The 12,837-nt window shown below is 70.3% G+C and carries 12 protein-coding genes; 3 read left to right on the forward strand and 9 right to left on the reverse strand.

All coding sequences use genetic code 11. The features are described from left to right. Window position 1 precedes the first annotated feature (1 nt). Genes zwf through pgl form a run of 3 tightly spaced genes read left to right on the forward strand, consistent with a single transcriptional unit; the run spans window position 2 to window position 3,311 of the window. Window positions 2-1,534 carry a glucose-6-phosphate dehydrogenase gene (gene zwf, locus ABTX78_RS23245; RefSeq protein ID WP_352208707.1) on the forward strand — a complete coding sequence of 511 codons (1,533 nt, stop codon included), beginning with the start codon at window positions 2-4 and terminating at the stop codon, window positions 1,532-1,534. Further along, window positions 1,531-2,532 carry a glucose-6-phosphate dehydrogenase assembly protein OpcA gene (gene opcA, locus ABTX78_RS23250; protein ID WP_352208708.1) on the forward strand — a complete coding sequence of 334 codons (1,002 nt, stop codon included), beginning with the start codon at window positions 1,531-1,533 and terminating at the stop codon, window positions 2,530-2,532. Before zwf ends, opcA begins: the two co-directional genes overlap by 4 nt. Beyond that, a complete protein-coding gene (gene pgl / locus ABTX78_RS23255; protein ID WP_352208709.1) occupies window positions 2,529-3,311 on the forward strand; it encodes a 6-phosphogluconolactonase in 783 nt (260 codons plus the stop codon). Before opcA ends, pgl begins: the two co-directional genes overlap by 4 nt. Window positions 3,312-3,598: 287 nt before the next feature. Here the strand turns inward: pgl and ABTX78_RS23260 are convergent, their stop codons facing one another. From ABTX78_RS23260 to gap, 9 genes are all read right to left on the reverse strand, one after another. After that, entirely contained in the window at window positions 3,599-5,101 is a 1,503-nt protein-coding gene (locus ABTX78_RS23260) for a PH domain-containing protein (protein ID WP_502993943.1), read from the reverse strand. A 239-nt stretch (window positions 5,102-5,340) separates the two neighbouring features. Beyond that, on the reverse strand, window positions 5,341-5,844 hold the full coding sequence (locus ABTX78_RS23265) for a PH domain-containing protein (RefSeq protein ID WP_352208711.1): 504 nt from the start codon (window positions 5,842-5,844) through the stop codon (window positions 5,341-5,343). 4 nt (window positions 5,845-5,848) lie between these two features. Beyond that, window positions 5,849-7,501, reverse strand: coding sequence for a glucose-6-phosphate isomerase (gene pgi, locus ABTX78_RS23270; RefSeq protein WP_352208747.1), 1,653 nt, complete (start codon window positions 7,499-7,501; stop codon window positions 5,849-5,851). 57 nt (window positions 7,502-7,558) lie between these two features. Beyond that, the gene (locus ABTX78_RS23275; protein ID WP_352208712.1) at window positions 7,559-8,770 is read right to left on the reverse strand and encodes an MFS transporter; all 1,212 of its coding nucleotides are present in this window, start codon (window positions 8,768-8,770) and stop codon (window positions 7,559-7,561) included. Window positions 8,771-8,896: 126 nt separating this feature from the next. Next, window positions 8,897-9,232 carry an RNA polymerase-binding protein RbpA gene (locus tag ABTX78_RS23280; RefSeq protein ID WP_003957010.1) on the reverse strand — a complete coding sequence of 112 codons (336 nt, stop codon included), beginning with the start codon at window positions 9,230-9,232 and terminating at the stop codon, window positions 8,897-8,899. 134 nt (window positions 9,233-9,366) lie between these two features. Beyond that, entirely contained in the window at window positions 9,367-9,597 is a 231-nt protein-coding gene (gene secG / locus ABTX78_RS23285) for a preprotein translocase subunit SecG (RefSeq protein WP_313949056.1), read from the reverse strand. 119 nt (window positions 9,598-9,716) lie between these two features. Continuing rightward, on the reverse strand, window positions 9,717-10,493 hold the full coding sequence (gene tpiA, locus ABTX78_RS23290) for a triose-phosphate isomerase (protein ID WP_352208713.1): 777 nt from the start codon (window positions 10,491-10,493) through the stop codon (window positions 9,717-9,719). A 7-nt stretch (window positions 10,494-10,500) separates the two neighbouring features. After that, window positions 10,501-11,712 (reverse strand): phosphoglycerate kinase, encoded by a 1,212-nt coding sequence (locus ABTX78_RS23295; protein WP_352208714.1) that lies wholly within the window; start codon window positions 11,710-11,712, stop codon window positions 10,501-10,503. A 112-nt stretch (window positions 11,713-11,824) separates the two neighbouring features. Next, on the reverse strand, window positions 11,825-12,835 hold the full coding sequence (gene gap / locus ABTX78_RS23300; protein WP_352208715.1) for a type I glyceraldehyde-3-phosphate dehydrogenase: 1,011 nt from the start codon (window positions 12,833-12,835) through the stop codon (window positions 11,825-11,827). Window positions 12,836-12,837 lie beyond the last annotated feature (2 nt).

Genomic DNA, 12,837 nt, shown 5'->3' on the forward strand with positions numbered 1-12,837 from the left:
CTTGTCCGGTACGTACGAAGCCAATCCGCTTCGTGACCCCGCAGACCGACGGCTCCCGCGTATCGCGGGGCCGTCGGGCCTGGTCATTTTCGGTGTCACGGGCGATTTGTCCCGTAAAAAGCTGATGCCCGCCGTGTACGACCTGGCCAACCGGGGACTGCTCCCGCCGGGCTTCTCCCTCATCGGGTTCGCCCGTCGCGAGTGGCAGGACGAGGACTTCGCCCAGGAGGTCCACGACGCCGTCAAGGCGCACGCCCGCACCCCCTTCCGTGAGGAGGTCTGGCAGCAGCTCATCCAGGGGATGCGCTTCGTCCAGGGCGACTTCGACGACGACGACGCCTTCGAGCAGCTGAAGGCGACCATAGAGGACCTGGACAAGAAGCAGGGCACCGGCGGCAACTTCGCCTTCTATCTGTCCGTCCCGCCGAAGTTCTTCCCCAAGGTCGTCCAGCAGCTCAAGAAGCACGGGCTCGCCGACCAGAAGGAGGGCTCCTGGCGCCGCGCGGTCATCGAGAAGCCGTTCGGCCACGACCTGGTCTCCGCCAAGGAGCTCAACCAGGTGGTGCACGAGGTCTTCCCGGCCAACGAGGTCTTCCGGATCGACCACTACCTCGGCAAGGAGACGGTCCAGAACATCCTGGCCCTGCGCTTCGCCAACACGCTCTTCGAGCCGATCTGGAACCGGTCGTACGTCGACCACGTGCAGATCACCATGGCCGAGGACATCGGCATCGGCGGCCGCGCCGGTTACTACGACGGCATCGGCGCCGCCCGTGACGTCATTCAGAACCACCTCCTCCAACTCCTCGCGCTGACCGCGATGGAGGAGCCCGCCTCCTTCGAGGCGGACTCCCTCGCCGCCGAGAAGACCAAGGTGCTGGGCGCGGTGAAGCTGCCCAAGGACCTCGGCACCGGTACGGTCCGCGGGCAGTACGCCGAGGGCTGGCAGGGCGGCGAGAAGGTCGTCGGCTACCTCCAGGAAGACGGCATCGACCCCAAGTCGAAGACCGACACCTACGCCGCGGTCAAGCTCGAGATCGACAACCGCCGCTGGGCCGGTGTGCCGTTCTATCTGCGGACGGGCAAGCGGCTCGGCCGCCGCGTCACCGAGATCGCGGTCGTCTTCCAGCGCGCCCCGCACTCGCCCTTCGACCACACGGCGACGGAGGAACTGGGCCAGAACGCCCTGGTCATCCGCGTCCAGCCGGACGAGGGCGTGACCCTGCGTTTCGGCTCGAAGGTGCCGGGCACCTCGATGGAGGTGCGGGACGTCTCGATGGACTTCGCCTACGGCGAGTCCTTCACCGAGTCCAGCCCCGAGGCGTACGAACGTCTCCTCCTCGACGTACTGCTCGGCGACTCCAACCTCTTCCCGAGGGTCGAGGAGGTCGAGCGCTCCTGGATGATCCTCGACCCCGTCACGGAGTACTGGGCCAAGCACGGCAAGCCGGCTCAGTACCAGGCTGGGACCTGGGGGCCGGACGAGGCGGACGAAATGCTCGCACGAGACGGACGGAGCTGGCGTCGGCCATGAAGATCGACCTCACGGACACCACGTCCAGCAAGATCAACAAAGCACTGGTGCAGGCGCGCCGGGCGATCGGCACACCGGCCGTCGGCATGGTCCTCACCCTCGTCATCGTCACCGACGAGGAGAACGCCTACGACGCGCTGAAGGCGGCCAGCGAGGCATCGCGCGAGCACCCCTCGCGCAAGCTCGTCGTCATCAAGCGGGTCTCGCGCTCGCCGCGCGACCGGGCGAAGGCACGCCTGGACGCCGAGGTACGGGTGGGCACGGACGCCGGCACCGGCGAGACGGTGGTCCTGCGGCTGTACGGCGAGGTCATCGACCACGCCCAGTCCGTGGTGCTGCCGCTGCTGCTGCCCGACGCCCCGGTCGTCGTCTGGTGGCCGGTGAACGCGCCGCTCGACCCGGCCAAGGAGCCGCTCGGCGCGCTCGCGCAGCGACGGGTCACGGACTCCTACGCGGCAGAGGAGCCCGTGAGGGAACTCGTGGCGCGCGCCGCCGCCTACACCCCCGGTGACACCGACCTGTCCTGGGCCAGGATCACTCCCTGGCGCTCGATGCTGGCCGCCGCCCTGGACCAGGTGGCGTGCGACGTCACGGCGGTCGAGGTGGAGGGCGAGGAGTTCAATCCGAGCTGCGAACTGCTCGCCATGTGGCTGGCGGACCGGCTGAAAGTGCCGGTCAAGCGCTCCGGTTCGGCGGGCCCCGGGCTCACGGCCGTACGCCTGGAGACCTCCTGCGGTCCGATCGTGCTCGACCGGGCCGACGGCTCGCTGGCCACCCTGTCCATCAAGGGGCAGCCGGATCGCGCGGTCGCCCTGAAGCGGCGCGAGACCGCCGAGCTGATCGCGGAGGAGCTGCGCCGGCTGGACCCCGACGAGATCTACGCCTCGGCGCTGCGGTTCGGTGTGCACCGGCTCTCGGACGGCGGGGACGTCGAGGCCGAGAAGTCCGGGGCCGCCCCGGCGAAGAAGACTCCCGCAAAGAAGGCGGCAGCGAAGTGAGTGCGCCGCAGCTCGTCGTCCACCGCGACAAGGAGCTGATGGCGCAGGCCGCGGCGGCCCGGCTGATCACGAAGATCGTGGACGCCCAGGCCGCGCGCGGTTCGGCGTCGGTGGTCCTGACGGGCGGTCGCAACGGCAATGCGCTGTTGACCGCCCTCGGGAACTCGCCGGCCCGCGACGCGATCGACTGGGGGCGGCTCGATCTGTGGTGGGGGGACGAGCGGTTCCTCCCCGACGGCGACCCGGAGCGCAATGTCACGCAGGCCCACGCGGCCCTGCTGGACAGGGTTCCCGTGGATCCGGCCCGGGTGCATGCGATGGCTCCCTCGGACGGTGCGTACGGCAGCGACGTGGAGGCCGCGGCCGCCGCGTACGCCACCGCGCTCGCCGCAGCGGCGGGTCCGGAGGACCACGGTCCGGTCCCGCGGTTCGACGTCCTGATGCTGGGCGTCGGCCCCGACACCCATGTCGCCTCGCTCTTCCCGGAGCATCCGGCGGTGCGGGAGACCGAACGCACGGTGGTGGGTGTGCACGGCGCGCCGAAGCCGCCGCCGACCCGCATCACACTCACGCTCCCGGCGATCCGGGCGGCCCGTGAGGTGTGGCTGCTGGCGGCCGGCGAGGACAAGGCGAAGGCGGTGCAGATCGCCCTGTCGGGCGCGGGCGAGGTTCAGGCGCCCGCGGCCGGTGCGTACGGACGCAGCAGGACGCTGTGGCTGCTGGACGGGGCCGCGGCCTCGGAACTGCCGCGCGATCTGTACCCACCGGCGTCGCCGTGACGTCGCACTGGTGACGGGCTCTGGGGAGCCCTCTGTTCCGACCGCCGCCGGCCCCGTTCCTCCGGGCCGGCGGCGGTCGGCGTAGGGGGGCGGTCGCGGGAGCCCACGGCGGATGGCGGTGATCCGGTCCGGCGGTTCGCGACGCAGCGGTTCTCCATGTGCCGGGTCCCGACGCAGCGGGTCCCGACGCGCCGGTTGTCGACACGCCGGTTGTCGACGCGGCGAACGGCCGTGCGGCCCGCCCTGTCCTCGCCCGGCGCCGCCACCTGCACGTCCACGCGACCCGTTCATACGGGGATCGTCGCGCCGCCGTCCGGGCCGTCGCATGTCCGTGCGTCCCCGTCCCGCAGCAGGAACGGTTCCAACAGCCCCGGAACGGCGTCCGCCGCGAAGCCCAGACCCTCGCTCGCGTCGGCGTCGAGGACCGCGTAGGCGCCCGCTCCCGCCGCCGTCGTCGCGGTGAGGGTCAGCACCCCGGCCCGGCGCTGGAACACGGACTGCTTCACCACCCAGCCGATGACTCCCCCGCGCTGCAAGGCGACCGTCGCCCGCCGGACCGTGCCCGAGCGGGCGACGAGATAGCCGCCGCTGATGCCGTGGCCGAGGCTGCGGTAGGCGTCGAGGGCGAGGAGGACCGCCGTCGGCAGCGCGAGGACCGCACAGCCCGCCGCGATGTACAGCAGGACGTCGGTGAGCCACAGGCCCAGCGCGGTGAGCAGGGCGAGTGGCAGGACCGCGGTCGCGAGCGACCAGCGCAGTCTGCGGCTGCGTGCCGCCCGCGGGTGGGCGGTGAGTGGGGCGTCCGTCGGCGTCCGCGCCTCACGCAGGACCTGACCGGCCACGTCGTCCGCCACCGCCCGGGGCACCGGCGGCAGCAGCACCTTGAGGTCGGCGTGCTTGTCCTGGTCGTCGTCGGCGATGCCGGTGGCGACCGCGTCCACCCGGGCCGCGCCGAACAGCCGTACGCCGAGCGGTTCGACCAGTTCGACCCCGCGCAGCCGGCGCTCCTCCATGGAGATCGAGCGCGCGGTGAACAGTCCGCGCCGCACCCGCAGGGTGCCCCCGGGCTCGCGCTCCAGCCGGTAGTTCCACCACATCTCGATCCACAGGCCCAGCGAGCCGACGACACCGGCGGTGACGGCCGCCAGCAGCAGCACCACGATCATCATGAGCACGGAGGTGTGCGAGAAGCGCTCGCCCACCCAGTCGATGACCGCGCCCTGCGCCCCGAACCACTCGCTGACCTGCATCACACCGCCGGCCGCCGCGCCGCCGAGCAGCGGGGCGACGAAGGAGACCGGCGCGTAGCGGACCCACGCCAGGTCGACGGACGCGAGCTGCCCTTCGCGGTGTTCGCCGGGTGCGGCGGTGGTGGCGCGGCCGAGAAGTTCCCTGCGCAGCCGCTCGCCCTCCGCCTTGGTGACGGGGTTGAGCTCCAGCGTCGACTCACCGCCGGTGTGCTCACCGGTGCCGATGCGCACTTTCACCAGGTCGAGGATCCGCAGCAGGGGGTTGGCCGTCAGATCGACGCTGCGGATGCGTTCGCGGGCCAGCGAGCGCCGTTTGACCAGCAGTACCCCGGTGCGCAGTTCGGCGCGCTCGGTGCCTATCCGGTAGCGGGTCTTGCGCCAGCGCAGATACTCCGCGCCCGCTCCGGCGAGTACCAGCAGGGCCCCGCCGAGAAGCAGCAGAGCGATGCCGGTGCCGCTGCGGGCCTCTGCGCGGAGCCAGTCCCCGCCGGAGAGCCCCAGCAGGACGGGCAGGCAGATGCCTCCCGCGACGCCGGACATCACCGCGGCCCTCACCACCAAGGCCCGCTTGTCGAGCCGGCGCCAGTCCTGGCCGGACGCCTGCCGGTCCGCCGTGCTCTCGCCGGACGCCTGCCCGTCCGCCGTGCTCTCGCCGGACGCCTGCCCGTCCGCCGTGCTCCCCCCGGTCGGTCGGCCCGCCGTCCCCTCGCCTGCGCCGGGGCCGTACGCCGCCGCGCCCGGCAGAGCGGCCTCCCCCGCGGCCGGGTCCTCCGCGGTGCTCATGTCGCGTCCCCGGGCGTCGCCTGGGTGATGTGCGTGAGCTGCTCCGCGAGTTCGGCCGCGACCTCGTGGTCGAGCCCCTCGATCTTGATCGCGCCCTTGGAGGAGGCGGTGGTGACGATGACCGTCGCCAGCCGGAAGGCGCGTTCGAGGGGCCCGCGCAGGGTGTCCACGGTCTGGATCCGGGACATCGGCGCGATCCGCCACTCCTGCCACAGGGCGCCGCTGCGGACGTACACCGCCTCGTCCGTGACCTCCCACCGGTGGACCCGGAACCACCAGGAGGGGAAGAAGGCGGTGCACAGCAGTCCGAGCACCGCCAGTCCTCCGGCGACGGCGAGCAGCCAGGTCCGGACGGGCCCGATCATGGCGCCCAGCACGGCCAGCACCACGACCGGGACGCCCGTCAGCAGCAGCAACTGCACCCGCCACCAGCCGACGACTCGGTCATTGAGCGTGTTGTTCGGCGGCCTCAGCCGAACCGTCCCCTCCCCGGCGGCCATCGGCTCAACGACCGCGCAGTGAGCGGTACGTGGCCACCAGTGCGGCGGTCGAGCCGTCCAGATCCCCGCCGCCCGTGCCCTCCGTGAGCACCGGCTCGAGCCTCTTCGCGAGGACCTTGCCCAGCTCGACGCCCCACTGGTCGAAGGAGTCGATGTTCCAGATGGCTCCCTGGACGAACACCTTGTGCTCGTACAGCGCGATCAGCTGGCCGAGGACCGAGGGGGTGAGCTCGTCGGCGAGGATCGTGGTCGTGGGGCGGTTGCCGGGGAACGTCTTGTGCGGCACCAGCTCCTCGGGCACACCCTCCGCCCGTACCTCGTCCGGCGTCTTGCCGAAGGCGAGCGCCTGCGTCTGCGCGAAGAAGTTGGCCATCAGCAGGTCGTGCTGGGCGACGAGACCGGGCAGCAGGTCGTCGACCGGATTGGCGAAGCCGATGAAGTCCGCCGGGATGAGCTTCGTCCCCTGGTGGATCAACTGGTAGTACGCGTGCTGTCCGTTGGTGCCGGGCGTGCCCCACACCACGGGTCCGGTCTGCCACTCCACCGGGTTGCCCTCGCGGTCCACCGACTTGCCGTTGGACTCCATGTCCAACTGCTGGAGATAGGCGGTGAACTTGCTCAGATAGTGGGAGTACGGCAGCACCGCGTGCGACTGGGCGTCGAAGAAGTCGCCGTACCAGACCCCCAGCAGGCCGAGCAGCATCGGCGCGTTGGACTCGGCGGGGGCCGTCCGGAAGTGCTCGTCGACGAGGTGGAACCCGTCGAGCATCTCGCGGAAGCGGTCCGGGCCGATCGCGATCATCAGCGAGAGGCCGATGGCGGAGTCGAACGAGTAGCGTCCGCCGACCCAGTCCCAGAACTCGAACATGTTGGCCGTGTCGATGCCGAAGTCGGAGACCTTCTCGGCGTTGGTCGACAGGGCCACGAAGTGCTTGGCCACGGCCTCCTGACCGGCCTTCAGCTCGGTGAGCAGCCAGTCTCGTGCGGAGGTGGCGTTGGTGATGGTCTCGATCGTGGTGAAGGTCTTGGACGCGATGATGAACAGCGTCTCGGACGCGTCCAGCTCACGCACGGCCTCGTGCAGATCGGCGCCGTCGACGTTGGAGACGAAATGGAACGTCAGATCGCGGGCGGTGTAGGCGCGCAGCGCCTCGTACGCCATGGCGGGGCCGAGGTCGGATCCGCCGATGCCGATGTTGACGACGTTCTTGATGCGCTTGCCGGTGTGACCGGTCCACTCACCCGAGCGGATCCGGTCCGCGAACGCGGCCATCCTGTCGAGCACCGCGTGCACGGCCGGCACCACGTTCTCGCCGTCGACCTCGATGACGGCGTCCCGGGGGGCCCGCAGTGCCGTGTGCAGGACGGCGCGGTTCTCGGTGGTGTTGATCTTCTCGCCGCGGAACATCGCGTCCCGCAGCCCGGTGACGTCGGTCGCCGCCGCGAGCTCGCGCAGCAGCGTCAGCGTCTCGTCGGTCACCAGGTGCTTGGAGTAGTCGAGGTGGAGGTTGCCGACCTGCAGGGTGTACCTGCTGCCGCGCTGTGCGTCGGCCGCGAACAGCTCCCGCAACTGCGTCTGGCCGAGCTGCTCGCGGTGCTTGCTGAGAGCAGCCCATTCGGGCGTCTTGTTGAGCCTGGTACGGCCGTCTGCGTTCATTCTGGACATCAGCCCACTTCTCTTGTACCTGCCTGCATGCCCCGCTGCCTTTCTAACCTAGTTGATCAGACCGGTCAGCGAGGCGACAGCAGGCACGAACAGCGCCGCCGCGAGCAGTGCCGGAGCGTTGCCTCCCCAGGCGGCCGCAGCCGCGCCGCCGGCGAGCGCGCCGAGCGGGGCTCCTGCGACGCCGAGGGTGCGGAACGCCGAGCTGATCCGGCCGAGCATGTCCGCCGGGCTGCGCTCCTGCACCAGCGTCGCCTGGTTGACGTTCCACACCATGCTCATGACGCCGAAGACCGCCATCGCGGCGACCGTCACCCACAACGCGCGGACCGTCCCGGTGATCGCCAGACAGCCGGCCTGCACGGCCCCGGCGATGAACACGCTGCGGATGCGCCCGACGCGCTCCGCGAGCCGGCGGGCCACCAGCCCGCCCGTCACGCTGCCCGCGCCCACCGCGGTGAGCACCGCCGCGTACGCCCCGCTGCCCGCGTCGAGCCAGCCGGTGACATGGACGACGAGGGTGGCGATGAGCGCGCCCATGCCTATGTTGCACAGGGTGGTGGCCACGCACAGACGGCGCAGCGCAGGGTCGCTCCACAACCGGCGCAGCCCTTCTGCGATCTCCGCGCGCAGGGTGCTTCCGGCGGGCCTGGGCGCCCGCTCCGGCGCCCGCAGGCGCAGCGAGGCGATCAGGGCCGCCGCCACGAGATAGGTGACGGCGTCCGCGGCGTACGGCACGGCCGCGCCGGCGAGGAGGAGCACCGGCACCGCCGGCGCGGCCAGGAATGCCCCGACGATCTGCTGTGCGGTCATCAGCCGGGCGTTGGCCCCCGCCAGCGCGCCCTCGGGGACCAGGGCGGGCAGCAGGGCGGTCGCGGCGTTGTCGAAGAGCGTCTGGAGGGTGGTGAGGGCGAAGGCGAGCGCCAGCAGCAGAGCGATCGATGCGAGTCCCTGCCGGACGGCGAGGGCGAAGCCCGCCATCAGCAGGCCTCGCAGCAGGTCCACGGCCCACATGGCCCGCCGCTGGTCCACCCGGTCGGCGACCGCGCCGCCCAGCAAGCCGAAGAGCAGCCAGGGCAGATATCCGCAGGCCGTCACCGAGGCGATCAGCAGCGGATCGTCGGTCAGCGAGGCGGCCAGCAGCGGCATGGCGGCAAGTCGCAGCGCGTCGCCGAACCTGGAGACGACGGCAGCGGTCCACAGCCGTCCGAATCCCCCGCGCCAGGAGACGCTCCGCGCCGCCACCGCTTCGGTCGTCGTCACAACATCCCCTTCCCGTCCCGTGATCCGGAACGCTACGGGGTGCCACTGACAGTCGGGCCTGCCGGCGAGAAGGGCGGGAAAAGCAGACCGGCCGGGCACCGTGAGGTGTCCGGCCGGACGCAAGTTCTAGATCTCGCCCCGCAGTTTGGCAAGTGCTTCGGCGAGGATCGCCTCACCGTCCGCGTCGCTGCGCCGCTCTCGTACATACGCGAGGTGCGTCTTGTACGGCTCGGTCCGCGGCGGGTCCGGCGGGTTGTCCCGGTCCTGACCGGCCGGGAACCCGCAGCGCGGGCAGTCCCAAGTGTCAGGGACCTGTGCGTCGCTGGCGAAGCTCGGCTGCGTCTCGTGCCCGTTCGAGCACCAGAAGGAGATGCGCAGGCGTGGCGCGGACTCGCCACGCTCGGCCTCGCCCATCGGCCCCGCTCCGACCCGGCTTCCCCGGATCGCGTTGCCACTTGCCACGGTCGTAACTCCCTGCGTGATGGTGCTGCACAGCCTCTCACAGCGGCTGCGCCGCGGTGCCCCAGTCTACGTAAGGCCCAACGCTCGTCCAGTGGTGGGAGTTACACCCCAGCCCGGGACGCGGAAGGCGTGGGTCAGCTGTCCAGCTTCATCAGCAGACCAAGTACGACAATGCACGCGAACCACAGCAGACCGACCACCACGGTGATGCGGTCGAGGTTGCGCTCGGCGACCGAGGAGCCGCCCACGGACGACTGCATGCCACCGCCGAACATGTCGGAGAGGCCGCCGCCCTTCCCCTTGTGCATCAGCACGAGCAGCATCAGCAGCAGGCTGAAAGCGATCAGGGCGATCGAGAACCCCATAACCACGGCTGGACCCTACTTCCTGGCAATTCTCTCGGGACATCTACGGACGAGCGGGGGCCCGGGCTCCACAGCCTCAGGCCCCCGCAAGGGTACGACGGATCCGCGCTACCGCATACTCACTGGTCGCGGAACCGGACGATCTTGACGAACTCTTCGGCGTCCAGCGACGCGCCACCGACCAGAGCGCCGTCCACATCGGGCTGCGCCATGATCGCGGCGACGTTTCCGGACTTCACGGAGCCGCCGTACTGGATGCGGACCTTGTCGGCCACCTCCGGCGAGTACAGCTCGGCCAACCGCCCGCGGATCGCCCCGCAGACCTCCTGGGCGTCCTCCGGGGTGGCGACCTCACCGGTGCCGATGGCCCAGACCGGCTCGTAGGCGATCACGATGGACTCGGCCTGCTCGGCCGGAATGTCCTTCAGACCGCCTTCGAGCTGGCTCAGCGTGTACTGGACCTGCTGGCCGGCCTTGCGGACCTCCAGGCCCTCGCCGATACAGAGGATCGGCGTCAGACCGTGCCGGAACGCGGCCTTCACCTTGGCGTTGCAGATCTCGTCCGTCTCGGCGTGGTACTGCCGGCGCTCGGAGTGGCCCACCACGACATAGGTGCACTTCAGCTTGGCCAGCATCAGGCCCGAGATCTCGCCCGTGTAGGCACCGGCGTCGTGCGCGGAGAGGTCCTGCGCGCCGTACTTGATCTTCAGCTTGTCGCCGTCGACCAGGGTCTGGACGGACCGCAGGTCGGTGAAGGGCGGCAGGACCGACACCTCCACGGCGTCGTAGTCCTTGTCGGACAGTGCGAAAGCGAGCTTCTGGACGTGGGCGATGGCCTCGAGGTGGTTGAGGTTCATCTTCCAGTTGCCCGCCATCAGCGGGGTACGCGTAGTCATGAGTGGGTCAGTCCTCCAGTGCGGCGAGGCCGGGAAGCGTCTTGCCCTCGAGGTATTCGAGGCTGGCGCCGCCACCGGTCGAGATGTGGCCGAATGCCTTCTCGTCGAAGCCCAGGATCCGCACGGCCGCGGCGGAGTCCCCGCCGCCGACCACGCTGAAGGCCGAGGAGTCGACGAGCGCCTGGGCGACGGCCTTGGTGCCCTCGGCGTAGTCGGGGTGCTCGAAGACGCCCATCGGACCGTTCCAGAAGACGGTGGCCGCGTCGGCGAGCTTCGATGCGTACAGCTTGCGGGTCTCGGGACCGATGTCCAGACCCTCCTCGTCGGCCGGGATCGCGTCCGCGGCGACGACGGTCGGGTTGGCCGGGGCCTTGGTCTTGAGGTCCGGGAATTCCGGGGCGACCAGGACGTCGACGGGGAGCACGAACTCCACGCCCTTCTTCTCGGCGCGCGTCAGGTACTCCCTGACCGCCGGGATCTGGTCCTCCTGGAGCAGCGAGATGCCGACCTCGTGGCCCTGGGCCTTGAGGAAGGTGTACGCCATGCCGCCGCCGATCAGGATGCGGTCGGCCTTCTCCAGCAGATGGTCGATGACACCGAGCTTGTCGGAGACCTTGGCTCCGCCGAGCACGACGACGTACGGCCGGGCCACGTCTTCGGTGAGCTTCTTGAGGACGCCGACCTCGGTGGCGATCAGCTGGCCGGCCGCGTGCGGCAGGCGGGCCGGCAGGTCGTACACGGAGGCGTGCTTGCGGTGCACGGCGCCGAAGCCGTCGCCGACGTACACATCGGCCAGGGCGGCCAGTTCGTCGGCGAAGGCGCCGCGCTCGGCGTCGTCCTTGCTCGTCTCACCGGGGTTGAAGCGGAGGTTCTCGATCACCGCGACCTGGCCGTCCGCCAGGGCGGCGACGACGGACCGCGCCGACTCGCCGACGGTGTCGGTCGCGAAGGCGACATCGGTGCCGAGCAGTTCACCGAGCCGGGCGGCCGCGGGGGCCAGCGAGAAGGCCGGGTCCGGGGCGCCCTTGGGACGGCCGAGGTGGGAGGCGACGATGACGCGGGCGCCGGCCTCGGCGAGCTTGGCGACGGTCGGCTGGACGGCACGGATGCGGCCGTCGTCGGTGATGGTGGTGCCGTCGAGCGGCACGTTCAGGTCGGCGCGGACGAAAACGCGCTGACCCGTGACCCCTTCTGCAAGAAGCTGGTCGATCGTCTTCATGGTCAGAACTCCTGGGACGGCGGGACGTGCGACAGGGCTCGAACCGCGCCACACTGCGCGTGCCCGAGCCCTGTCGCTCACATCGGGATGCTCTCGGTGCCGGTCGGAGCTGTCAGAGCCGGCCGCCGACGAAGACCGTGAGGTCCACGAGGCGGTTGGAGTAGCCCCACTCGTTGTCGTACCAGCCGAGGATCTTCACCGTGTTGCCTTCCTGGACCATGGTCAGGGAGGAGTCGAAGGTGCAGGAGGCCGGGTCGCCGACGATGTCCGAGGAGACGATCGGGTCCTCGGTGTAGGTCAGGAAGCCCTTGAGGTCGCCGTCGTCGGACGCCTTCTTGAACGCGGCGTTGACCTCGTCCTTGGTGACCTCGCGCTGCAGCGTCACCACCAGGTCGGTGGCCGAACCGGTCGGGACCGGCACGCGCATCGCGATGCCGTCGAGCTTGCCCTTGAGCTGCGGAAGGACCAGTGCGGTGGCCTTGGCGGCGCCCGTGGTGGTCGGAATGATGTTCTCGGCAGCGGCGCGGGCGCGACGCAGGTCCGAGTGCGGGAAGTCCAGGATGCGCTGGTCGTTGGTGTACGCGTGGACCGTGGTCATCAGGCCCTTGACGATGCCGAAGTTCTCGTCGAGAACCTTGGCCATCGGCGCCACACAGTTGGTGGTGCAGGAGGCGTTGGAGATGACGTGGTGCTTGTCCGCGTCGTACTTGTCCTGGTTGACGCCCATCACGATGGTGATGTCCTCTTCCTTGGCCGGAGCCGAGATGAGGACCTTCTTGGCGCCGCCCGCGATGTGCTTCTCGGCGTCAGCCTTCTTCGTGAAGATGCCGGTCGACTCGATGACGATGTCGACGCCCAGCTCGCCCCACGGGATGTCGGCGGGGTTGCGCTCGGAGAGCACCTTGATCGTGTGGCCGTCGACCGTGATGGTGTCGGCGGTGTGGGTCACCTCGGCCTTGAGGCGGCCCAGGATGGTGTCGTACTTCAGCAAGTGAGCCGTGGTCGCAGTGTCACCCAGGTCGTTGACAGCCACGATCTCGATGTCTGCACCCTGCTCCAGCAGCGCGCGGAAGTAGTTACGACCGATGCGGCCAAAGCCGTTGATGCCTACGCGGATCGTCACGA

The organism is Streptomyces sp. NPDC096193 (assembly GCF_040302905.1).
GTDB lineage: Bacteria > Actinomycetota > Actinomycetes > Streptomycetales > Streptomycetaceae > Streptomyces.